General features: G+C 49.1%; 20 protein-coding genes and 1 tRNA gene. 8 read left to right on the forward strand and 13 right to left on the reverse strand.

The annotated features are described in order from the left end of the window. Positions 1 to 7 precede the first annotated feature (7 nt). The 8 genes from nirD to mutL all read right to left on the reverse strand — a co-directional run bounded on the left by nirD (position 8) and on the right by mutL (position 10852). Positions 8 to 331 (reverse strand): nitrite reductase small subunit NirD, encoded by a 324-nt coding sequence (nirD, locus tag ACO0KV_RS09925; protein WP_423042335.1) that lies wholly within the window; start codon positions 329 to 331, stop codon positions 8 to 10. A gap of 11 nt (positions 332 to 342) precedes the next feature. After that, entirely contained in the window at positions 343 to 2775 is a 2433-nt protein-coding gene (gene nirB, locus ACO0KV_RS09930; RefSeq protein ID WP_423042337.1) for a nitrite reductase large subunit NirB, read from the reverse strand. 16 nt (positions 2776 to 2791) lie between these two features. Next, the gene (locus ACO0KV_RS09935) at positions 2792 to 3994 is read right to left on the reverse strand and encodes a nitrate/nitrite transporter (protein ID WP_423042339.1); all 1203 of its coding nucleotides are present in this window, start codon (positions 3992 to 3994) and stop codon (positions 2792 to 2794) included. A gap of 434 nt (positions 3995 to 4428) precedes the next feature. Beyond that, positions 4429 to 7116, reverse strand: a complete 2688-nt coding sequence (locus ACO0KV_RS09940; RefSeq protein ID WP_423042341.1) for a polysaccharide deacetylase family protein — start codon at positions 7114 to 7116, stop codon at positions 4429 to 4431. A 391-nt stretch (positions 7117 to 7507) separates the two neighbouring features. Further along, on the reverse strand, positions 7508 to 7627 hold the full coding sequence (locus ACO0KV_RS09945; RefSeq protein WP_423042343.1) for an Arm DNA-binding domain-containing protein: 120 nt from the start codon (positions 7625 to 7627) through the stop codon (positions 7508 to 7510). 123 nt (positions 7628 to 7750) lie between these two features. Next, a tRNA-Met gene (locus ACO0KV_RS09950) sits at positions 7751 to 7827 on the reverse strand. Positions 7828 to 7934: 107 nt separating this feature from the next. Beyond that, the gene (gene miaA, locus ACO0KV_RS09955; protein ID WP_423042345.1) at positions 7935 to 8876 is read right to left on the reverse strand and encodes a tRNA (adenosine(37)-N6)-dimethylallyltransferase MiaA; all 942 of its coding nucleotides are present in this window, start codon (positions 8874 to 8876) and stop codon (positions 7935 to 7937) included. Between the two features lie 68 nt (positions 8877 to 8944). After that, complete coding sequence (mutL, locus tag ACO0KV_RS09960; RefSeq protein WP_423042347.1) at positions 8945 to 10852, reverse strand: DNA mismatch repair endonuclease MutL; 1908 nt, start codon at positions 10850 to 10852, stop codon at positions 8945 to 8947. 79 nt (positions 10853 to 10931) lie between these two features. Between mutL and ACO0KV_RS09965 the strand changes: the two genes are divergently transcribed. Together ACO0KV_RS09965 and ACO0KV_RS09970 are read left to right on the forward strand one after the other, a co-directional pair. After that, positions 10932 to 11579, forward strand: a complete 648-nt coding sequence (locus tag ACO0KV_RS09965) for a VTT domain-containing protein (protein ID WP_423042349.1) — start codon at positions 10932 to 10934, stop codon at positions 11577 to 11579. Positions 11580 to 11641: 62 nt separating this feature from the next. Then, complete coding sequence (locus ACO0KV_RS09970; RefSeq protein WP_423042351.1) at positions 11642 to 11971, forward strand: hypothetical protein; 330 nt, start codon at positions 11642 to 11644, stop codon at positions 11969 to 11971. 55 nt (positions 11972 to 12026) lie between these two features. Here ACO0KV_RS09970 and ACO0KV_RS09975 read toward each other — a convergent pair whose 3' ends face one another. Both ACO0KV_RS09975 and tsaE read right to left on the reverse strand, forming a co-directional pair. Beyond that, on the reverse strand, positions 12027 to 13511 hold the full coding sequence (locus ACO0KV_RS09975) for an N-acetylmuramoyl-L-alanine amidase (RefSeq protein WP_423042353.1): 1485 nt from the start codon (positions 13509 to 13511) through the stop codon (positions 12027 to 12029). Beyond that, positions 13475 to 13960 carry a tRNA (adenosine(37)-N6)-threonylcarbamoyltransferase complex ATPase subunit type 1 TsaE gene (gene tsaE / locus ACO0KV_RS09980; RefSeq protein WP_423042355.1) on the reverse strand — a complete coding sequence of 162 codons (486 nt, stop codon included), beginning with the start codon at positions 13958 to 13960 and terminating at the stop codon, positions 13475 to 13477. The genes ACO0KV_RS09975 and tsaE overlap by 37 nt, the downstream gene beginning before the upstream one ends. Positions 13961 to 14039: 79 nt before the next feature. Here tsaE and queG point away from each other — a divergent pair, with 79 nt between their 5' ends. The 4 genes from queG to ACO0KV_RS10000 all read left to right on the forward strand — a co-directional run bounded on the left by queG (position 14040) and on the right by ACO0KV_RS10000 (position 18673). Next, the gene (gene queG, locus ACO0KV_RS09985; protein ID WP_423042357.1) at positions 14040 to 15125 is read left to right on the forward strand and encodes a tRNA epoxyqueuosine(34) reductase QueG; all 1086 of its coding nucleotides are present in this window, start codon (positions 14040 to 14042) and stop codon (positions 15123 to 15125) included. A gap of 411 nt (positions 15126 to 15536) precedes the next feature. After that, the gene (locus ACO0KV_RS09990) at positions 15537 to 17003 is read left to right on the forward strand and encodes an APC family permease (protein ID WP_423042359.1); all 1467 of its coding nucleotides are present in this window, start codon (positions 15537 to 15539) and stop codon (positions 17001 to 17003) included. Positions 17004 to 17128: 125 nt separating this feature from the next. Next, positions 17129 to 17620: a CreA family protein gene (locus ACO0KV_RS09995; protein WP_423042361.1), complete on the forward strand. Its 492-nt coding sequence runs from the start codon at positions 17129 to 17131 to the stop codon at positions 17618 to 17620. A gap of 189 nt (positions 17621 to 17809) precedes the next feature. Further along, positions 17810 to 18673 (forward strand): HDOD domain-containing protein, encoded by an 864-nt coding sequence (locus tag ACO0KV_RS10000; protein ID WP_423042363.1) that lies wholly within the window; start codon positions 17810 to 17812, stop codon positions 18671 to 18673. 58 nt (positions 18674 to 18731) lie between these two features. Here ACO0KV_RS10000 and ACO0KV_RS10005 read toward each other — a convergent pair whose 3' ends face one another. The 3 genes from ACO0KV_RS10005 to ACO0KV_RS10015 all read right to left on the reverse strand — a co-directional run bounded on the left by ACO0KV_RS10005 (position 18732) and on the right by ACO0KV_RS10015 (position 21014). Next, positions 18732 to 18926 (reverse strand): hypothetical protein, encoded by a 195-nt coding sequence (locus ACO0KV_RS10005; RefSeq protein WP_423042365.1) that lies wholly within the window; start codon positions 18924 to 18926, stop codon positions 18732 to 18734. Between the two features lie 288 nt (positions 18927 to 19214). Further along, positions 19215 to 20039, reverse strand: a complete 825-nt coding sequence (locus ACO0KV_RS10010; RefSeq protein ID WP_423042367.1) for an N-acetylmuramoyl-L-alanine amidase — start codon at positions 20037 to 20039, stop codon at positions 19215 to 19217. 6 nt (positions 20040 to 20045) lie between these two features. Further along, a complete protein-coding gene (locus ACO0KV_RS10015) occupies positions 20046 to 21014 on the reverse strand; it encodes an N-acetylglucosamine kinase (RefSeq protein WP_423042369.1) in 969 nt (322 codons plus the stop codon). 285 nt (positions 21015 to 21299) lie between these two features. Between ACO0KV_RS10015 and ACO0KV_RS10020 the strand changes: the two genes are divergently transcribed. After that, the gene (locus ACO0KV_RS10020) at positions 21300 to 22607 is read left to right on the forward strand and encodes an MFS transporter (RefSeq protein WP_423042371.1); all 1308 of its coding nucleotides are present in this window, start codon (positions 21300 to 21302) and stop codon (positions 22605 to 22607) included. Positions 22608 to 22676: 69 nt separating this feature from the next. Further along, positions 22677 to 23633: a succinylglutamate desuccinylase gene (locus ACO0KV_RS10025; RefSeq protein WP_423042373.1), complete on the forward strand. Its 957-nt coding sequence runs from the start codon at positions 22677 to 22679 to the stop codon at positions 23631 to 23633. Positions 23634 to 23704 lie beyond the last annotated feature (71 nt).

The raw sequence follows: 23704 nt of genomic DNA on the forward strand, positions 1-23704 counted from the left end.
ATCCTGACTAAGGTAATGCGAGAAAAATTTGACCTGACTCCACTTTCACAGGAAAGTGCCGTGCACATCCAACATCCGGCGCTTTGGCTTCACCACTGCTCAGGTCAATTTGCCAGTTATGGAGTGGACAGGTCACTGACTCGCCATGAACAATCCCCTGAGAAAGCGGCCCTGCTTTATGTGGGCAGCGATCCAGTAGTGCAAAAACCTTATCGCCATTGGTACGGAACACAGCAATATTGCCATCAGCCCGTTCAATCACGCGGGAGCCCAGTTCAGGAATATCGTCCACCTGACAAATGTGTACCCATTCACCTTTGATGATGTTCATTTCATTTTTCCTTACGCGATGACTTTTAATGGAATGAATTCATGACGCTGCGCTCCTTTGATACGAGCGGCCCATGGATCAGGCAAACCGTCTAACGAATAAAGTAAGCGCTCATACAACACTTTCCGTTGCGCATGATCGGTGACGACTTTTGCTTTGATATAGTCAAGGCCTACTCTGGCAATATAATGCACCGAGCGGTCGAGGTAATAGGCTTCTTCACGGTATAACTGCAAGAAAGCACCGGCATATTCTTTGACTTCCTCAGCAGTTTTTACTTTCACTAAAAACTGTGCGACTTCGGTCTTGATGCCGCCATTTCCTCCAACGTACAATTCCCAGCCACTATCGACAGCGATCACACCGACATCCTTAATGCCAGCTTCAGCACAGTTACGAGGACAACCAGATACCGCTAGTTTTACTTTATGCGGAGACCACATATTGGCCAGCATCGTTTCTAAGTCGATTCCCATTTGGGTACTGTTTTGCGTCCCAAATCGACAGAATTCGATACCGACACAGGTTTTGACTGTACGAATTGATTTGCCGTAAGCATGGCCAGAATTCATTCCTAGATCGGACCAGACATGGACCAGATCTTCTTTCTTTACGCCTAACAAGTCAATCCGTTGACCACCAGTTACTTTCACCATAGGTATCGCATATTTATCAGCTACATCAGCGATGCGACGCAATTCGGATGCATTCGTGACGCCACCTTTCATTTGTGGAATGACTGAGAATGTTCCATCTTTCTGAATGTTGGCGTGCGCACGTTCGTTAATGAAGCGACTTTGCGGATCATCGATGGCTTCGTGTGGCCACGTCGATAGTAAATAATAATTGATCGCAGGACGGCAGGTCGCACAGCCATTGGGTGTGCGCCACTCAAGAAAGTCGTAAGTACTCTTGTGCGTTAACAAGTGATGTTCACGAATCGCTTTGCGTACTTCACCATGATTACGGTCGGTACAACCACAGATGGCTTTGGTTTTTGGTGTTTCCTGAAAACTGCTGCCCACCGTGTTCAATAAAATCTGTTCAACTAATCCAGTACAGGAGCCGCACGAACTGGCAGCTTTGGTCTGTTTCTTGACATCGTCGAGGGTGAACAGTCCCTTGTCTTTGATCGCTTTGACGATCGTACCTTTGCAGACACCGTTGCAGCCACAGACCTCATCTGTATCTTGCATCTGGTTGGCACGACTTTGCCCTTGCACGCCCACATCACCGACATTAGATTCGCCAAACATGATGTGATCACGCAGTTCACCCAGTTTTCGCCCCTCTTTGAGTAACTTGAAATACCAACCACCATCAGTGGTGTCACCGTAAAGACAGGCGCCGATCAACTGATCATCTTTGATGACTAATTTTTTATAGATGCCACTTGCTGGGTCAGACAGCACGATTTCTTCGCTGCCCTCTTTGCCCATGAACTCACCTGCTGAAAACAAGTCAATGCCAGTGACTTTGAGTTTTGTGGACAGGAACGAGCCAAGGTAGCGTCCTATACCCATTTGTGCCAAGTGATTCGCACACACTTTTGCCTGCTCAAACAGCGGCGCAACCAGGCCATACGCCACACCACGATGGCTGACGCATTCGCCCACGGCATAAATGCGCGGATCATAGGTTTGCAATGCGTCGCTGACGACAATCCCGCGTTGACAGTAAATGCCGGCTGCCTCTGCCAGTGCCGTATTTGGGCGTATGCCCACGGCCATGACAACGAGATCTGCATCAATGGTGGTGCCACTCTTGAAACGTACAGCGCTGACTTTACCTTCTTCATTGCCGATGACTTCTTCAGTCACTTCTCCCATCAAAAAATCTAAGCCACGCTCTTGTAGCGATTGCTGAAGCAGCTTTCCTGCAGTTTTATCTAACTGACGTTCCAATAACCACTCAGCCAGATGGACAACGGTCACATTCATGCCACGCAAACGAAGGCCGTTCGCTGCTTCTAGACCCAGCAATCCACCACCGATGACGACCGCATTTTTTTTAATGCGTGCTGTCTCGATCATAGTTTCCGTGTCATGAATATCACGATAGCTGATGACACCATCGAGTTTATTGCCCGGCACCGGCAGAATAAATGGCGTCGATCCGGTAGCAATCAACAAACGATCGTACGGTGTGCAGCTACCATCATCAGTAATGACCTGGCGTTTAATCCGGTCAATCTTGGACACCGCACATCCCATACGTAAATCGATTCCTGCTTCCTCATACCAAGACACAGGGTTAAGTACGATATCTTTAAAATCCTGTTCTCCAGCCAACACAGGTGATAAGAGAATACGGTTGTAGTTGGGGTGCGGTTCATTCCCAAAAATAGTAATTTCATACATATCCGGCGCAATGGCGAGTAATTCTTCCACTGTTCTGATACCCGCCATCCCGTTACCAACGACGACTAATTTAAGCTTTTTCATAGTGTACCTTTCATCGTCAGACGCGAACCATACCTGCGGACCAGCTTGTTCTCCAACGGGCTTTCACACCACTCAGACTGACCCATCCTAATGCCGCGAGGAAAGAGAATAACCATAATCCTACAGAATAGTCGCCAGTGGCTTGTTTGATCGCACCAAGGCTGGCTGCGAGGGCAAAGCCGCCAATCCCACCCGCCATACCAATCAAGCCTGTCATGACAGCGATTTCTTTACTGAAACGCTGTGGTACTAACTGAAACACCGCACCGTTACCAGCACCTAGACACAGCATCGCCATGATAAACAGCGTCAGCGCGCCGACTGAGCCACCAACATGAAAGCCTGCAGTAGCAATCAATACGGAGGTGCTTGCAAACACGACCAGCAGCGATTTTGTACCGCCGATACGATCAGCTAACACACCACCGAGTGGACGCATCACCGAGCCAGCGAACACACATGCTGCCGTTGCCAATCCTGCTGTTTTAGGATCAAAGCCAAACTGATCATGGAAGTAACCAGGCAGCGCACTCGCGAATCCAGAAAACCCACCAAACGTGAGGGAATAGAAAAACATAAACCACCATGCATCCGAGTCACGCAGCATGCGCAGGTAGTCGCTCACATCCTTTTTCATGAAAGTGCCAGGCGCATCTTTTGCGAAGCGTGAATAGGTGATCAGCAACAGCACGAGCGGAATGCACGCAACACCAAACACATTTTGCCAGCCGAGCGCGGTCGCTAACATCGGCGCAAATAAAGCCGCCAGTACCGTACCTGAATTGCCCGCACCTGCAATACCCATCGCTGTACCTTGATGTTGCGGTGGATACCAGCGAGATGCCAGCGGCAATGCCACCGCAAACGAGGCACCAGCAACCCCAAGAAACAGGCCCAAAAACATGATGCCCGCAAAACTATGGATGCCAAATTGCCATGCGCAGAGCAAGGCCGCAATCACGACGATCTGTCCAATAACGCCAGCGCGCTTTGTCCCCACCCGATCAGCCAGAAAACCCATGAAAACGCGTAATAGGGCACCTGCCAAGATAGGCGTTGCCACCATGAATCCGCGGGCCTGCGTTGATAAACCGAGCGCTGTAGCAATCTGCACTTGCATTGGCCCCAGCAGATACCAGACCATAAAACTCAGATCAAAGTACAGGAATGAGCAAAATAATGTCGGCGTGTGGCCGGAGCGCCAAAAACTACGATCCATGAGAATCTCCTAGCTAAAGCAGCGGATCACAATAAAGACACGCTGCGCGAAACAATAAAAAAAGGCATCCGCTCGTACTTTCTCTACGAGGGGACGCCATTGTCCTTGTCGCACGTTGTCGCCGTTGACATCGCACCTTGCATTCTTGTTCGCACGTCGTTGTGCTCACATCTGTTGCATTGCAATATGTGTGCCAGGTGAGAAAAACGGGTATTTCAGAGGGAGGAGGGTAGACGCCAAAGACCGATGCGCATGATTAATGCACTGAGGAAGTGCAAAAACATCGTGTTGCACTTGAATGGGGTGAGGCCTTAATGCTCAATGCATATTATGTTGTTTATTCAATATAGGTACGCGCTGCGCCCCTGATCTGACATGCCATTCCCAGCAAAGAAATGGTGGTTGTGGGCACGTCAGAGATGACTTCAGAGTATTTACAGCTTCTCCAGTTGCTTCTTTGCATAAACCGCAGAAGGCGAAGTCGGGCTGAGCTCAAGATACGTCTGATACGCTTTTTTTGCTTTGACATTATCTCCTGCATGGACATAAGCATCGCCTAAGTTGAGATAAGCAATCGCCCTTGAAGGATCGATCTTGATGGTGTTTTCAAACCATCGTGCTGCCTCTGCGAATTGGTCGCGCTTGTAGTAAACAAAACCCAGATTATTGGCCGCAAGCGCAAAGTCAGGACGCAGTTTCAGTGCTTGGGTAAATTGCGCTTTGGCTTCGGCGTATTGTTTTTCTTTGTAGTACTGCAAGCCTCGGTCATTCGCATGTTGTGCCATTTGCCGTGAAGAGAGTGGCGTGTTCACCGGCGTGACCAGCGTTTGTACTGCACCCTGTAAATCTCGTACTTTGACACCGGTGTTGGGCTGCGCTGCATTACCTTTGTCATTGACTGCGGCTTCTGGTCTGGTGGAGTCGAGCTTGGTATTGAGCGCGATTGCATCATTCGATAACTGGGTCGTGGCCGTGTTGATAAATTCGCTCTCGACGGGTAATTCAAAGACAAAGTCGCCACCCTCTGAACCCGGCAAACTACCAAATGCTGGCGTTTGTTGCGACACCGCGGCGACGGCTGGTGCGACATACGCCGCCAGCTCAGTGGCGGTGATAATGCCGTCACCGTTCAGATCTGCTTTGCCAGAAAGCCCTTGCATGAGCGTCCAGGTGAAGACCGAGTGCCCGTTCGGACCACCATCGGCGACCATTTGATCAGAACCACCCGCTGTTAACATCTGGCGACCAATCCGTTTTGCGTTGTCGCGCAGATAGTTAGCGGCACCACCTCGGGTGAGCCCCAGCCCACTGTAGCAGGCATCCATCACAAAAAATACGTGCTTGGAGTTCAGACTTTCAGAAATATTTTGAATTTCCGTCATCGGGATCGCATCAGCGGCAAATGCATTGGGGTCCGAATCGACCGGAACGATATACCCTAAGTCACGCCCAGAGCTGAGCTTACGCGTCGCACCATGTCCGGCAAAGAACACAAAAATACGGTCATCTTTTTTGATATTCGGGTTGGCGAGGCGATCATGGAATGCAGCCAGAATCCCATTGCGGGTTGCTTCGCCATTTTGTAGCGCGAAAACATGGTCGGAAGGAAAGCCCAGTTTCTCAATCAATACTTGTCGTACACTCTGTGCGTCTTGAACAGCATATTGAAGTTTAGGCCATTTGGCGTAGTCGTTAATGCCAATCACCATTGCCCACGAGTTGCTGTAGCCTGGGCTCACAGAGACTTTATCTTGTGCAGCATTTTTACCTTTGACGACAGTGAAAGTTTTGCCGTCCCATCCTGCAAATTGATAACCATCGGCGACGAGCTTGTCCAATACCACGGGCAATGCTTTGACTGCGCGGTCGTGAATATCATGGAATAGAATAATCCCATGATTTTGTTTTTCAATGGCTTGCAAGACGCGGTCTGCAATCGAGCTTGGAATAGGATCCGCCCAGTCTAAGGAGTCGATATTCCACATCACTGACTGTAAGTGTCCTTTTTCCAGTGCTTGTAAGCCTTCCTGATTATGCGCACCGTACGGGAAACGGAACAAGGGCGAACGGTTCGTATCCATTGCCTTTAACAGCGTATCCGTTTGAAAGATCTCTTTGTTCAGATTGTCGCCACTGAGCTTGGATAATTGCGCATGGCTAAAACTATGATTCCCAATCACGAAGCCATCATCATGCAGTTTTTGGCTGATCTTTGCCGTTGCAGCGAGTGTGGTACTGCCATCGGTATTAATGGCACCTAGATTTTGCCCGACATTAAAAAATACCGCAGGAACACCATATTTTTTCAGGATGGTGGCAATTTCTTCTGTGTACTGTTTATGCGGTCCATCATCGAAGGTGAACACGACAGTTTTTGACGGCAGTCGATTTCCGAAAATTTCGCGTTCTGGTTTGCTGGCATCAGACTCAATGACTTCCTCTCTGATCGGCGCAGGCAGCACAGTGCCATAGTCTTTGAGTATTTTTTCGCGTGAATATTGCTGCTTCAAATGCGCAACGTAGGCATCCCATTTTTCTCTCTTTAAGACAATACCACGCTGCTCAAAGTGACCGAAGATCTGGCCTAATTCTTTTTCATAATTACGCTCAATCTCATTTAATGCATCCAGATCTTCCGAGATCCGTTTATGCATTTTGATTGCCGTCAGTGAAGTATCTTTGGTCACTGACGTGAGCAGAGCGGCCATGACCTCTTTAAATGCCAGGCGATCGGCGTCGAACAGGGCTGGATCTGATTCGACATAATCGAGCAAGTGATTGATGGTCTCAAAGCGGTTTGCTTGCGTTGAGCTGACTAGCGCATCTAAGCTCGTTTTGAGCTGTGAAATAGTGTCCTGATTTTCATGAAAGATGACTTGGCCCACTCTGACGCTGGCATCCAACTCAGTTTTAGATAGCTTGCCTTCATCCGCTACCAGAACGATTATTTTTTGGTAATTGGATAGAATGCCTTTGAATTGTGTGTCGAGAATGGTATCGCTGGCAGGTGCGTTGGTCCCAGCAACGGCATTATCGGCAGGTTTTGCATGATAAAGCCATGCTCCACCAGTAGCGACTAAGAGGCTGGCAAGGAGGATGACAATGGTTTTGGTATGTTTCACTTTTTAGCCACAATAGAGAGGTGATCGCAAAGTGAATTTTATCGTGAAATTACAATTTAATAATGACAACCGTGCGTGAAAGTACATTTAAATCCAACGCTACCCCACCGCAGTCTTAACGCAAATTCATCGCTACAATATTAACTTTAACAATCTGCCTTTGCACCATGCTTGCCGTCAATGCGCCAGCATTAAGGAGAGGCCTCTTTTTCTAAGCCGTGCCGGACGTGAGCTGCAGTACGACTTTGCCATGTGTTAAGTTAATTGGCGTGCCAAGCGCGTGCAACAGTTTCCAAGGCGTTGGCGCTGCCAGTCGCTTTGTTGATTTTTCGATTCGCTTGGCCTAGGACAGATCTATCTCCGCGTTTAATTTGTGCCTGTGCCGCTGTTCTTACTTCTCTGGCTCTTTTAAGGAGATATTAGGATACGTTCCAAAGGCGATAGGTCGCTCGGAACCCTCAACACGGTAGCCCATGCGCCAATACTTAAAACCAGCAAAGTTAACCCGCAAATGTACTCACAAAGACGTTGGCTATCAATGGGCGTTAAAATCGCTTAGAAAACAAAAAACCCGCCGTAGCCTAAGCTAGAAGCGGGTTCTTTGTACGTTACCGAACTAGTCGGAACGCGAATCTGGTGGTGATAGGTGGACTTGAACCACCGACCCCAGCATTATGAGTGCTGTGCTCTAACCAACTGAGCTATATCACCAAGAAGCCTGAGATTATGGCAGCTTGTGGGGCGGGTGTCAACCCTGCGCTGGACTTTTTTGCTGGAAACGTCGGGGATTTTCTAAAAAGACAAGGGGTATTTTGTGTTTATTCGGGTAGATGTAAGTGTTCTTTTGCTAACTGCAGAATTTGTTGTGGGGGATTGTGGCTTAAGCAATCGATGATGATGCGTTCTGGCATGGAGCGTAGCCAAGTGAGTTGGCGTTTAGCGAGTTGGCGGGTGGCGATGATGCCGCGTTCGCGCATGTCGTCGTAGTGACACTGTTGGTCAAGATAGTCCCAAGCTTGACGATAGCCTACGCAGCGGATGGACGGCAGATTGGCATGTAGATCAGGTCGTTGCTTGAGCGCAGCGACTTCGTCGATGAAGCTGTTTTCCAGCATCAGATCAAAACGTAAGGCGATGCGTTGATGCAAAACGCTACGGTCTGCTGGTTCCAATGAGACGGATAACATATCGAACGCTGGACCGGCTTTGGTCTGGCGGGCGAAGAGTGTAGTCATGGTTTCGCCGGAGATGGCGTAGATTTCTAACGCGCGTTGTATGCGTTGGCTATCGTTTGGTTTTAAGCGGGCCGCGGTTTCCGGATCGATTTCTGCCAAGCGTGCATGCAGGCCGGGGACGCCAATGCGTTCTGCTTCTGCATCGAGTTCTGCGCGGACGGCTGGATCCGCACCGGGCAGATCATCAAGACCCTGTTTAAGCGCGTTGAAATACATCATCGTGCCGCCAACCAAAATGGGTAACTTGCCGCGCGCCTGAATTTCTTTGACTAAGCGCTCGGTATCTTTGCGGAACTGGGCGACGCTGTAGGATTCTGCGGGATCGATGATGTCAATCAGGTGGTGCGGTGCACTTGCGAGTTCTTCGGCGCTTGGTTTAGCGGTACCAATATCCATATCGCGGTAGACGAGCGCGGAGTCCACCGAGATGATTTCAGCGGGAATATGCTTGGCAATTTCTAACGCAGCAGCGGTTTTGCCCGCTGCTGTGGGGCCCATGATGGCGATGACGTTGGCCTTGGTCATGATGCTGACTTTCTGTGTGAAACGATCGCACTGATCTTGTGATTAGACGATATTTTGTTGTAGGTGCTTTACTGACCGCGCAGGAACATCTTATCGAGGTCGTTCATACCGAGCTGTACCCAAGTGGGGCGGCCGTGATTGCACTGGTCGGCGCGTTCGGTGTGTTCCATTTGGCGGAGCAAGGCATTCATTTCTGGTACTGTCAGACTGCGATTGGCGCGTACCGCGGTATGGCAGGCGAGGGTGCCGAGTAATTCATTACGACGGTCAATCAGTACCCGCGAGCCGCCGAACTCACGCACTTCACGCAGAACGTCGCGTGCTAGTGACTGGGCGTCAGCGTTTTTGAGTAGCGCAGGGACAGCACGCACCGCTAGCGTTGTTGGTGAGATGGCCGCCATGTCAAAACCCAGGGTCTTGAGTGTGTCCTGATGTTCTTCGACCGTGCCGACTTCAATGGCATCGGCGTAAAACGTAATGGGGATCAGCATCGGCTGCACAGGCATGGCGTTTTCATCGAGCGCGTTTTTAAGTTGCTCATACAGAATACGTTCATGCGCTGCGTGCATATCCACTAGCACGAGTCCCTTGCTGTTTTGTGCCAACACGTACACGCCATGCAACTGGGCGAGCGCAAAGCCGAGCGGATGATCGTCGTCAGGCAAGCTGGAGGTGTTGACTTGCGGTGCGACGCCTATCGGATTGGGATTGTTGTTATTCGTGTTTTGGGCATTGCTACCACTAAAAAACGCGCCGTAGCTTTGCAGACGTTGTGCTACGCCTTGTTCGGTGCGGCCACCAAAGTTATTGTAGTTCTGACCGCCGCTATAGTTCGCTTGGCTACCGTTGGTGTACGGCGAAGGTGTGTTGAACTGGCTGGCAAAGGTGGTTTGTTCGCCGGCAATCCATGGTGTCTTGCCAGACATGATAGCGCTTGCTGATGCTGCGGTTGCTGGCGCAGGAACGGTGCCAAATGCCGTTGCTGAGGTCTGTGCCAAAGCGCGGCTGACCGCATGAAAAACAAACTGATGAACGGCACGGCTATCACGGAAGCGGACTTCAATTTTAGACGGGTGGACATTGACGTCCACTAAGGCTGGGTCCAGATCAAGTGCTAGCACATAGGATGGATAGCGATCACCATGCAGCACATCCTGATAGGCGGCGCGGACGGCGTGGGTCAGCAGTTTATCTCTGACAAAGCGACCGTTCACATAAAAAAACTGGGCATCGGCACGACCACGTGAGGCGGTTGGCAGGCCAACAAAGCCATGAACCCGTAGCGGGCCAGCACTTTCATCGAGCGGTAAGCGGGCACTGGAAAACGCGTCTCCCAGAATCTGCGCACTGCGTTTGTCGATGGCGCTGACGTTCCAGTGATCGACGGCTTTGCCATTATGCGTGAGTGAAAATGACACATCCGGACGGGCGAGTGCGATACGACGAACGACTTCGGCGCAGTGACCAAACTCTGTTTGCTCTGATTTTAAAAACTTACGTCGTGCCGGCGTGTTGTAGTACAGATCCTGAACATCAACTGTCGTACCAATCGCGCCGGAGGCCGGAGAGATTTTGCCGGCTTCGATTTGCCACGCATGGGGCCCATCTGCGGTACGTGTGGTCAGAGTCAGTAAGGAAACGGAAGCAATGGACGCTAGTGCCTCACCCCGAAAACCCAAGGTCGCGACATTCTCTAATTCGGTTAGCGATGAAATTTTAGAGGTTGCGTGCCGCGCGACCGCGAGCGGTAGTTGCTCTGGAGGAATTCCTCGGCCATTGTCACAAATCGCAATCCGTTTGACGCCGCCTTCTTCGAGGCGAATGGTAATCGTGGTCGCGCCTGCATCGAGGGCGTTTTCTAATACTTCTTTGACGACGGCGGACGGGCGTTCAACCACTTCCCCAGCGGCAATCTGGGAAATGAGGTGGTCGGGAAGGGCCTGAATCGGCCGATAATCGGGAGAATTCGTAGTCATTCCCCGATTATACCCGTCTGAGCTTGCGTGTAATACCGCTTAGTGTATGATTGCGACGGCTTCATTGACTAGGATAATAATGGATTTAGTGCAACTATTTGACATGATCTTGCATGTCGACAAAATGCTGGATGCCGTCATCAGGCAATATGGGACCTTGGTCTATTTTGTTTTGTTTGCAATTATTTTTTGTGAAACTGCTTTTGTTGTATGTCCATTTTTACCGGGCGATTCGTTGTTGTTTATCGCTGGAACGTTTAGCGCAACAGGTTCGTTGAACATTGTCATGGTGATTGTTTTATTCATCATTGCGTCCGTGCTCGGCAATACGGCAAATTACTGGATAGGTAGTCTTATCGGGCACAAAATTCTTGAGAAGAATTACGGCTGGCTGGATAAAAATGCCTTAATGAAGACGCATGAGTTTTATGAAAAACATGGTGGTAAAACCGTGGTCTTAGCGCGTTTTATCCCGATTGTCAGAACATTTGCACCCTTTGTTGCAGGAATTTCTGATATGACGCACAAAACATTTCAGACGTTTAATGTATTGGGTGCTTTGTTGTGGATTTTTTCTCTCGTGCTGTGCGGTTATTTCTTTGGCAATATTCCGTTCATCCGCGATCATCTCAATACCATCGTTTTATTTGGCGTCGGTGTCGCGATTGTTCCGATTGTGTTGGGCGCTTTGTGGAAACTGTTGAGTGGGTTCCGTCGCAAGGCTTAAGATTCGTCAATCCCTTTTCGCCCTCTCCGCTGCTGTGAGAGGGCCTTCCTGAGCGCACGGCCTTGAAAGAGACGACGACCTCCTCCACGGTAATCTGGCTGCAGCAACAAGCACCAGTCAAACCTGACGTGGGACAGCCTTGTAACGGTTGTGGCGTTTGTTGTGCTGTCGAGCCTTGTCCTGTTGCCCGCGTTTTTTTGTGGCAACGCACTGGACGTTGCTGCGCTTTGGTTTGGGATGAGGCGCAACAGATTTACCGCTGCGGCATGCTAATTCAACCATCAAGCTATCTCGTCTGGCTACCACAACGCTGGCAGACTTGGTTTGGCCGGCGTGTCAGACGCTGGATTGCAGCGGGCGTGGCCTGTGATTCTTACTCTTCCATTGATTAAATTAAAAAAGCCCGGAAATGCATCTGCATTCCGGGCTTTTTTAATACGTTATCGATCAGGTAAAGCGACTCTTCGCTAATGGTGGATTGCGTGAGAAATACTTCTTGATTCCTTTCATTACTGCTTCCGCCATCTGGTCCTGATACGCTTCGTCGGTCAGTTTGGCTTCTTCTTCAGGATTAGAAATAAATGCAGTTTCAATCAAAATGCTCGGGATATCAGGCGCTTTTAAGACTGCAAATCCTGCCTGTTCTACCGAACCTTTATGTAGCTTGTTGATGCCGCTGATTTCTGATAAGACGACCTTACCCAGTTTCAGGCTGTCATTGATTTGTGCGGTGGTTGATAAGTCGAGCAACACGCTGGCGAGTTGTTTGTCGTGGGCTTTGATATTGACGCCACCGATCAGATCGGCCGCGTTCTCATTATCTGCCAGCCAGCGCGCTGCTGCCGAGCTGGCGCCTTTATCGGACAGTACAAAGACAGATGAACCCTGTGCTGAGGCGTTAACAAACGCATCTGCATGCACCGACATGAACAGATCAGCTTGCACCGCGCGGGCTTTTTGTACACGGACATTGAGCGGTACAAAAAAGTCTGCATCACGGGTCAGCATGACACGCATGTTGGGTTGTTGCTCAATTTTGGCTTTTAAACGTTTGGCAATCGACAGGACAACGTCTTTTTCGCGGTTGCCGCCACGTCCTGTCGCGCCGGGATCTTCACCGCCATGACCCGGATCAATCGCAATGGTAATCATGCGACCGTTACCGGTACTTTTTTCCGCTGGAAACGCATCTTGTTTTGAATCGCGCTTGGACTCTGTTTTTTGTTCAACCTTAACGTCGTTCTTCGCCAAGGTTGATGGCGTAGTCGCTGTGCCCTGCGCTGGTAAATTAGGGACTGGTGGCGTGCTTGCTGATGAAGCAAACGGTGTTGTTGGCGCTACTTGCGTTTGTTTTCCGTCGCTTTGCCAGTCGCCTTTTTCTATCATCGCCATGATCGGATCCGGTGCCGAGGCTGGGTATAAGTCAAACACTAGACGATGTTTGTAGAGCCCCACGGGTTGCAAGGTAAATACTTGCGGATTGACTTCTTCTTTCAGATCAAAAACCAGACGTACGACGTTAGGTTTGTTTTGCCCTACGCGTACTTGTTTGATGTAGGGATCGTTCGCTTGAATTTTGGCGACCAGCTCTTTTAAGGTCGGATTGAGTTCTAAGCCCTCAATATCCACCACCAAGCGCTCAGGATTTTTGACGGTAAAGTAGTTGGTGACCAGTTCGCTGTCATTCTCTAACGTGACGCGGGTATAGTCTTCCGCTGGCCAGACCCGCACAGCAAGAATCTTAGCAGCATGGGCTGTTTGCGGAACCAGCACTGATAGGAGTAGCGTGCCACCAGCTTTGAGAAAGGTGCGACGTTTTTTCGCCGCACGCGTTGTGTTGGGCAGCGTGGGTTTTAAGCTTAATTCTAAGCGCAATTCTGAGTTGAATTCGTCGCTTACAGATTCGGAACAAATTGGAGTGATGCGAGACATGCGATACCTTTAGCAGACAACGCTTGTAATTCTACCTCACGACCGTCGCCCGCGACGCGTAAAAAAACATGTAAATCGGGTTCGGGTAGCAGACCATCGGCTTTTTCCGGCCATTCAATAATGCAAATAGTCCGTTCGTTAAATTCTTCTCTGAATCCTGCTTCTAAAAATTCTTCTGCACTGGTCATGCGGTATAGGTCAAAATGCATGATCGTTGTTGGCTGCCCCTTAATGCGTACAGCATAGGGTTCCGCCAGTGTATAGGTCGGACTTTTGACGTTGCCAGCATGGCCTGCAGCATGAATGAGGGCGCGTGTCAGCGAGGTCTTACCCGCGCCCAGATCACCGTGCAAAAAGATGCTCATGCCAGGACTTAGCGCATGGGCAAGACATTTACCTAATGCCTGCGTTGCCGCCTCATCGTGCAGTGTAGTTTTATAATGTGACATTTACAGCCTGATTTCTATTCATGAATTCGCTAAACATAGCATATTGCCCAGCCCTTGTGTATTCACCGGAGTATGAAGCGTGAGTCTGAGTGAACAAGTATTAGCTGATTTATCGGCGCAAATTAAGTCCTGGGGCAAAGAATGTGGTTTTGCAGAGATTCGGATTGCCGATGTCGATCTGAGTCATGCCGAAGCAGGGTTACAGGCGTGGCTGGACGCTGGTTATCATGGTGATATGGCCTATATGGCGGCGCATGGAACCAAACGCAGCCGCCCCGCTGAACTGGTGCCTGGTACGGTACGGGTGATTTCGGCGCGCATGAATTATCTGCCATCATCGGAATCTTGGCGCGAAGCTGAAAAGCAGCATACGCCAGATACGGCCGTCATTTCATTGTATGCACGGGGACGTGATTATCACAAAGTGTTGCGCTCACGCTTACAGCAACTGGCAGACAAAATCGCAGCGCAGATTGGCGAGTTTGGCTACCGGGTATTTACCGACTCAGCACCAGTGATGGAGGTCGCGTTAGCCGAAAAAGCAGGTCTGGGGTGGCGTGGGAAGCACAGTCTTTTGTTGAGCCGCGAAGCGGGATCCATGTTTTTTTTAGGCGAAATTCTAGTTGATCTGCCATTGCCTGTGGATGAGCCTGTTGGCAATCATTGTGGTCAATGTCAATCCTGTATCGATGTCTGCCCCACCAAGGCTATTGTTGCACCATTTCAGGTCGATGCGCGCCGCTGCGTTTCTTATCTGACGATCGAATTGCATGGAAGTATTCCCGTTGAATTACGTCCACTCATTGGCAATCGCGTGTATGGCTGTGATGATTGTCAGTTATTTTGCCCTTGGAATAAGTTTGCTCAGAGTGCCGTGGTCGATGATTTCGAGGTCCGACATGGTCTCGATCACGCCCGCATGGTGCACTTATTGCTTTGGTCAGAAGCGCAGTTTCTGCGCATGATGGAGGGCAGCCCGATTCGACGTATTGGTCATGAACGGTGGCTGAGAAATATCGCCGTCGGCCTGGGTAATGCTGCGGTCACTATGCGCGGCGATCCAGAGATCGTTGCCGCGTTGAGCAGCAGGCTGGAGCATCCTTCTGATTTGGTGCGAGAGCACATTCAATGGGCGTTAGTGCAACACGTCTCTGCTATTAATTAAATGGTAAGAATGTTTCTGTGGATGCAGTTTGAAACAGTTGAATGCGTCATTTTGACAATGCCTGTCGCAGATCTGTCAGCGAAGTTTGTAAAAAAAACGGCGCCGTAATGATCATCCGGACATTTACCGCTATGATTGCGGTTTTCCTGTAACACAAATGACATAACACCTTGCAGAAAAGAGTGAATGATCATTTTTACCAGACTGAATTTTTGTCGGTTCTATGACATTGTTACGTATATTCTGCGCCCGTTAGTAGGTCATAGTATGAGTAAAAAAAATGGTCATTCCGTGCATTCTGATCATTCATCTGCGCAAAAGCAGAAGTGGTAGGGCGGTGGTACCGCATGTTTCTTCGCGCAGTGATGCGCAAAACCTGATAAGAACTGAACATAATAACAAGGATAGATTTTGAGACAGCCATCATTTTTAAAGCAATTGATCCGTACCAAAGCGGTCGAATCGCATGACATAATCTCTGAAGATCAACAGCAAAATAGCTTGCACCGGTCGTTGGGGATATTTTCACTGACGATGATTGGAGTTGGTGCGACCATCGGCACCGGTATTTTCTTTACGATGGTGGAGGCGGTACCAAAAGCCGGACCGTCCGTTATTTTGTCCTTTTTAATCGCAGCGATGACGGCTGGGTTGACTGCCTTGTGCTACTCCGAACTTGCTGCTCGCATTCCGGCATCAGGATCGTCGTATTCGTTTGCTTACGCCACAGTGGGTGAATTTGCCGCATTTGTGGTGGCCGCTTGTCTGCTACTTGAGTATGGTTTAGCGGCAAGTGCCACCGCCATTGGCTGGTCGGATTATCTGAATAACTTTTTGCAGAATGCGGTTGGCTGGAAAATTCCTGAAATGTTGCGGTCTCCGATGATTGTCTCAGGACCCAATGGGGTCGAATTACATCCCGGACAATTCAATCTGCCGCCTGTGGCGCTAGTCTGTATTTGTTGTTTTTTATTGTTGCGCGGTGCAAAAGAGTCGGCAACGGTAAATGCCATCATGGTGATGATCAAGCTGGTTATTTTGATATTTTTTGCTGTGATTGCTTTTTCTGGCTTTAACATCGAGCATTTCACGCCTTTTTTTAATACTGATAACAGCAAAGGTATGGCTGGTATGGCGGGCGTGACTTCGGCAGCTGGCACGGTATTTTTCTCGTTTATTGGTTTAGATACAGTCGCCACAGCTGGCGCTGAGGTCAAAGACCCCAAACGTAATGTCCCTCTGGGCATCATGGCGGCGCTGATCGTGGTGACCGTGTTTTATATGCTGGTGGCAGTGGCTGCCGTCGGTGCGCAACCTGCTGCCTTGTTTCAGGGACAGGAAGCTGGTCTGGCCGTGATCCTGCAAAATGTGACTGGTAAAGCGTGGCCTGCACTGATTTTGTCGGCAGGTGCGGTCATTTCAGTGTTTAGTGTGACGTTGGTGACGATCTACGGTCAAAGCCGGATCTTGTATGCGATTAGTAAAGACGGCCTGATTCCTTCCTCCTTTCAAGTGGTTAATCCGCGAACGCGTGCGCCAGTTGTCAATACCATCATCGTGAGTATCGCTGTTGCTATCGTTGCTGGTCTGGTTGACTCCACCTTCTTGTGGGATATGGTGAGTATGGGCACACTGGTTGCCTTTATTGTGGTGTCCACTGCTATTCCGGTGATCCGCCGTAAGGGTATTGGTCAGGGGATGGAGGGTTTTCGGGTGCCATTTGGGCCATATCTGATTCCTGGATTGAGTATTTTTGCCTGCTTGTATATTTTAAAAGACTTATCCGGCACCACATTCAAGGTATTCTTTGCCTGGATGACGGTAGCGATTGCGATCTATTTCATTTACAGCAAGCGTCATTCTCGTCTGAACAAGTAGAGAAAGCCAATGCCTGTGCCAACCATCGCGGCGACGCAGCGTGTCGCTGGGTGAGCGCGGCATAAGAAATGAATCCTTTATGCATGAATGTGAATTAACCAGAGGTGGTGAAAACAATGAAAGCAATGAAAGCAATAAATTTATCTGTCCGCGCGGCATCCTTGTTTGTTTCGATGTTTTTCGCGTTCGCATCAACCGCACACGCAGAAGCGATCGGTAGTGTCGATACTGCCTTTAAATTGATTGGCCCCGACCATAAAATCGTTGTTGAAGCCTATGACGATCCAAAAGTGAACGGAATCACGTGTTATGTCTCGCGCGCAAAAACGGGCGGTATTGCTGGTGGCTTAGGACTAGCAGAGGATAAGGCAGAGGCATCGATTGCTTGCCGTCAGGTTGGCCCGATCAGCTTTACAGGACCGCTTAAACAGGAAGAAGAAGTCTTCAATCAGAGCTTGTCTATTCTGTTCAAAAAACTGCGTATCGTTCGTATGGTTGATCAGAAACGCAATGCACTAGTTTATCTGACCTATTCAGATAAATTGGTCGACGGTTCACCAAAAAATAGTGTGACAGCGGTTGCTGTAGACCATAGTACTGTCATTCCGGTTAAATAAATAAATGCTATTCTGTCTACTCGTACCAGATTGTCGATACTCTGGTGCGGGTTAGCGTACGTTGCCATCGCGCTTCGTTAGTCTGATTTGTTGGTCTGATCGCTATTTTGTTTATACGAAATTATTTCTGTTGAACAATTAGTGCGTTAAAATGTCATTTGCCAGAAATGACCTTTATATTGTTTTAACATGACACATTCGAGTATTGCTTCTGTTGCGAACGATCAATCTGTTGACGCGCTGATCAAAACAATACGGATACCGCCACGTCCTAGCATGTTAATTGACGTGCAGGCTGAACTGGCATCGCAAGAGCCAGATCCAAAGCGACTGGCGGCGACGATTGCAAATGACGTGGCCCTTGCTGCTTCACTGCTGAAGCTCACCAATTCTTCATTTTTTGGTTTGCGTCTCAAGGCGAGTTCGGTGGAACACGCGGTTAATTTATTAGGAATGCGGCAGAGTGGCATGTTGATGACGGGTATTATTGCTCGGCAGACAGTTAAAGTTGACAACATGTCTCTGGTGAAATTCTGGGATTTTTCTGCTAAGCGTGCGCAAGCAATGGCGCACTTGGCGAGCCGCATGCATATTTGCTCGCCGGATCTTGCTCATACCTTTGGCTTATTCTGCGATATTGGTATTCCTATCCTCATGGAGCGTTTTGAAGGATATCAGACAACGCTGGAGCTCGCGAGTCAGCAGTTTGAACATAAGTTCACGTCAATTGAGCAAGAGCGCCATAGCACGAGCCATACGTCGATCGGTGCGTTGATGGCACGCACTTGGGGTCTTCCTGAAGACGTATCGACGGCGATTTTAGTGCATCATGATTATAATGTGCTTAATGACAGTACCACACCAGAAACGGTGCGCTCGCTCATTGCATTAGCACTTGTCGCTGAATACAGTATTCACAAATACCACGGTGAAGAAACGTTGGCTGAGTGGGAGAAGGGCGGAACGCAGGCGTGCGATTTTCTTGGTCTTGGAAATGACGAACTGGAAGATCGGTTTGAAGAACTGCACGACTTATTCAATCGCGTCCACTAATCAATCGCGGACGTTATTTCTCTTCTCTATGCCCGCGTGTGCCGCGATCGCTCTTTGATCACAGCACACGATTGATCATCTTTGCAGGCAGCATCACAATCGCCCGCAGTAGTTCAAAAACACCCTCTACCGCAATCCCGATCATCCGTAGTGGCAATGTTATTAGCCATATCAACGGGTACAGTACGATTGCCATCAGTGCAAGCGGCCAGCAAAACACAAATAACATCAGCCAGATAAATAACGTCAACATGGCGTCTTACCTTACTAACACGTGAACCAGATTGCTCAACATGACTAATGCAATAGTGGCGATGACAACGGCATCCATATTAGCGCTGAGTTTCATGATATTTCCTTTCAATGTCGTCTTGGAGTGATGTCACTTTAATCCATCCGAAAAGGCGATACGAGGACAATGAGATAAAAGGTCAGAATGCGATGACAGAATGCTTTTAGGCGTGATGAAGTTAGCTGACGGCCGCTTGGGGGGACGCTGTTGATGAGATAAACGATGAGAGGGCGGTGATGAGGTGTTGTTTTAGGTTTTAATTTTACTGAGCAACACATCAATCATCGCTGCCGTTTGTGCGTCAGGAACACCATCAAATTTCTCTGGGCGGTATTTCATCTGAAATGCAGCGATGACATTTTTGGTTGCGTCATCCATGATCCCTTGCTGCGGGATCTTGTAGCCGATTTTCGCCAGCTTTTGCTGAAACCATTTTACATCTGGTAATTCTTGTTCATAGCTTGGCTGCAGCGCCATTACTTCGCTGGCATCTGGCCATGGAATCAAACCGGCATCTGCTAATTGCTTCCATGGGAACAATGGGCCGGGATCTGGTTTTCGTTGTGGTGCGATGTCAGAGTGAGCAAGAATGTATTGAGGACGAATGTGATAGCGCGTGGAGATATCTTTGACCAAGGCAATCACGCGGTCGATCTGCGCTTGCGGAAAAGGAAAATACACCCGACCATCCGGCGTTTCTTTGTAGCCAAGATTGACAATTTCGATACCAATTGAACTGGCATTGAGACGACTGAAATCGCGCCAGTCGCTGTAACCAGCATGATATGCCATACGACTTTCGTCAACTAATTGCCAGACCTTTACCGGCGTTTCATTCCCGACCAGATAGTGAGCACTGACGTCTTGTGTGCTGAGCACGCGCAAGGAGGTTGGCTGGTCAATCGCGGTGTAATGCAAAATAATAAACTGGACGCGGTCTTCCTGACCTTTTGCCACTGCGCTGCGATCAATATCGTTGCGAGGTGCTGTGGTGGCACAGCCGTTGAGTAGTCCGCTCAATAATCCTAAAAGGCTAATAAGGAACAGTTTTTTTATATAGGTTGTCGTGGTCATGGAGCATTAAGTGGATGAAGATATCAATTTTAATTGTTTTGCTGCAAGTCGGGCAGCAGAAAAATGTGCCTGGCAAGGTTTTTGTCTGAAACTGATCTTCGGTGGTAAATGAGCGCGCAGGGATTCCGCAATGACAGGATGGAGTTCTTGAACGCGTCCACTCAGTGCAATTGGCCTCTCGCCAAAACGTTTGCACATCGCCATACCAAGCCGTGCCAGTTCTTCACCAGCGCGTTTGAGTATATCCAGCGCAACCACATCTTTATCTGCTGCGCTGGCAACAGCTAACGCCAGTTTGCCGATATCGCCTCGGCTACGTTGGTAAATGAATTCACGTGACTGTTTCCAATCGTTACTACCAATGAATTTAAAGATACTGCGTGCAAGCACCGAAGTACGCCATTGCTCAGGGCTTTCATCTTCTAGGCGCCAGATGTGACGCAAGGCTTCACGGGCAATCCAGAATCCGCTACCTCCATCGTCCAGTAAATAGCCTCTGCCACCGGCGCGATGAAATTGTCCTTGTTCGTCAATGTAGACGCCAATAGAACCGGTGCCAGCATAAATGAGATAACCTGCGCCTGGCCGGAACGTATCGAGATAGGCAATTTCGACATCATTACCAACGCAAACATGATGTTCTGGTATTTTAAAAATGGTTGCCAGCGTGCTCTGGAGATGTTCAGTATTATCACCAAAACCAGTAATGCCAGCTCTGACCGTGCATAAAGTGCCGTGTGCACCCACCGTCGCGGCGAGGGCAGAAAAGACGTGTTGAAAGGTATTTTTTCCTTCTACCGTATCAAAATGCAGGGCAGTAAGTCCCTCAGCTGTGCCGCTAGCAATGATGTCCTCGTCAGCCCGCGCAAGCGCCCACCGAGTTTGTGTGCCGCCGGTATCGATCCCCAAGCCTAATTGTGGCGGAGCATAGATGTCATGCTTCGCAGAATAAATGTGGTCGTTGGTCAGGGTCATTACGGTTAATTAAGATCGATAAAATCGTCTTTTGGCTTGATAGTTTAAAAAAATGTAGTTTAAAACAGCTAGCGCTACTATCGTGGTGCTTTTTTTAATGTATTTCCGTTTATTATAGGTTGCTTATTGCCCGACGTATGTATGGAAAAGTACACTGGCAGACTAATCTACAAAAGTAAGTACAAGTAAGCATGGCGACTAACCTGTTGATCACACAGTTGTTATTGAGAATGTGAGCAATGCTGTACTGAACTTCTCCGTTAAATAGAGAACGAAAAAATAAAAATGACGACGAGTGCAGCTTCCCCGACACCAGAAAAATCTGTCGCACCTCCCACACTGAACGGCTGGCGTTGGATTCCTTCCTTGTATTTTGGTCAAGGAATTCCTTATGTCGTGGTCATGACCTTGTCAGTGATCATGTACAAAAATATGGGCATATCGAACGCGGATATTGCTTTATATACAAGCTGGTTGTATTTACCTTTTGTGATCAAGCCGTTATGGTCGCCGATTGTTGATCTACTCAAAACACGGCGTCTCTGGATTGTTTGCACGGAGCTACTGATCGGGGCCTTATTTGGTCTTGTTGTATTGATCATTCCCTTGGCAGGTTTTTTTCAATTGACCTTGCTCCTATTTTGGCTCATTGCGTTTAGTGCCGCTACCCATGACATTAGTGTCGACGGGTTTTATATGTTGGCGCTGGAGCAGCATCAGCAAGCCGCTTATGCGGGTGTTCGTAGTCTGTTTTATCGGATAGCGATGTTGGCGGGGCAGGGAGCGCTGGTTTATCTGGCAGGGAGTCTGAAAGATGTCACCGGACGTGTCGATATAGGCTGGTGCGCTGTATTTGCCGCGTTATGTGTGTTGTTTATCGGACTTGCTTTGTATCACAAACGGGTGTTGCCTTATCCCTCTGCAGACCTCCGACAAGACGCATCGAACGCTAATGTGGGGCAATTTTTGACGGTTTTCAGAGAGTTTTTCAAAAAGAAAAATCTGTTACTGAGCATTGCTTTTCTATTATTTTATCGGTTTGGTGAAGCGCAACTGGTTAAAATGGCACCGCCCTTTTTATTGGATGATGTCGTTAAAGGCGGGCTGGGCTTATCGACCCAGGCAGTCGGTATTATTTACGGCAGTGTCGGCATGCTGGCATTAACCGCAGGTGGCTTACTTGGCGGCGCTGCGATTGCGCGCTTTGGCTTGAAGACGTGTTTGTGGCCGATGGCGTTGGCGATTAATGTGCCACATTTGGTATACGTGTATCTTGCATTCTGTCAGCCTCAACATGTATTGCTGGTTGGTATTGCTGTCGCGATAGAACAGATGGGCTACGGCTTTGGTTTTGCAGCGTACATTTTGTACATGATTATGTTTGCTGAAGGTGAGCATAAGACAGCCCACTACGCCATTTGTACCGGCTTTATGGCCTTAAGTATGATGCTACCTGGTATGTTCAGCGGTGCACTGCAAGCCGCGCTGGGGTATGCACATTTTTTTGTCTGGATTTGTTTATCCGCCATTCCTACTTTTATCGTGACGGCGCTGATCAAGATTGATCCATTATTTGGGCGCAAAAAAAATTGATCTTTGACCATGGACTGACCGTGGTTAAGCATCCAGCCACGCTATGTATTTCTGAAAAAACGAATGAATATGACGGATTTCTCTTTTAATAGTCATCGCTATGACTCTCCGGTGCCAGGCACACGTCTGATCATTACCGGCGCTGTCCATGGGAATGAAACCTGCGGTACGGTAGCGATCCGTCGGCTGATTGACGAGTTAGCTACAGGCAAAGTCAGACTCATCGCTGGTCACCTGACCCTCGTACCTGTAACGAATCCTTTGGCTTTTGAACGTGGACAGCGTCAGGGTGAGCGTAATCTGAATCGCCGATTGTTACCGACATCAACTCCAACAGAATTTGAAGATCACGTCGCCAACTGGTTATGCCCGTTATTGGCGGCACACGACGTGCTGTTAGATTTGCATTCGTTTGTTGGTGATGGCGAACCTTTTGTCATGATAGGGCCGCAAAATAATACCGGCATATTAGAGCCTTTTCAGCATGCACAGGCTGAATGGGCGATGGCTGTCCGCGTGGGTGTGTCACGCCTAGTTGATGGCTGGCTGAGCACCTATGCGCGTGGCGTTACACGTCGCCAGCAGCGGTTATCTGGAACTGAAGATGCCAGTGTGATCGCTAATGCTGGTGCACAATTTGGTGTTGGTACCACGGAATATATGCGCTCGGTCGGTGGCTACGGCGTGACCTTAGAGTGTGGATCGCATACTGACCCGCGGGCGCCCGACGTTGCTTATCGGGCAATCATCAACACCCTTACGCATCTGGGGCTGATCGCAGGTAGTCCGCCAGTTGCGCAAGAGAAGATGGAAAGCTTGCGCATTTATGATGTGATTGACCGCTATCATCAACAAGATCGGTTGGTGCGCAACTGGCAGAGTTTTGATGCCATCGAGCTGAATGAGTTAATTGCAGTACGCTACGACGGCACCGAGCTACGTGCCGAACTCGCTGGCAGAATTATTTTTCCGGATGATGGCGCTGCACCGGGTGAAGAATGGTTTTATGTGACACGTTGCCTTTGAAGCATTACTTCTGCAGCACTACATGTGAATCGAGACAGGTGATGTTCCGTGATTCGACCCGCCGCGTCTCA

This window comes from Undibacterium sp. RuRC25W (assembly GCF_049339825.1).
In the GTDB taxonomy this organism is placed as follows: Bacteria; Pseudomonadota; Gammaproteobacteria; order Burkholderiales; family Burkholderiaceae_D; genus Undibacterium.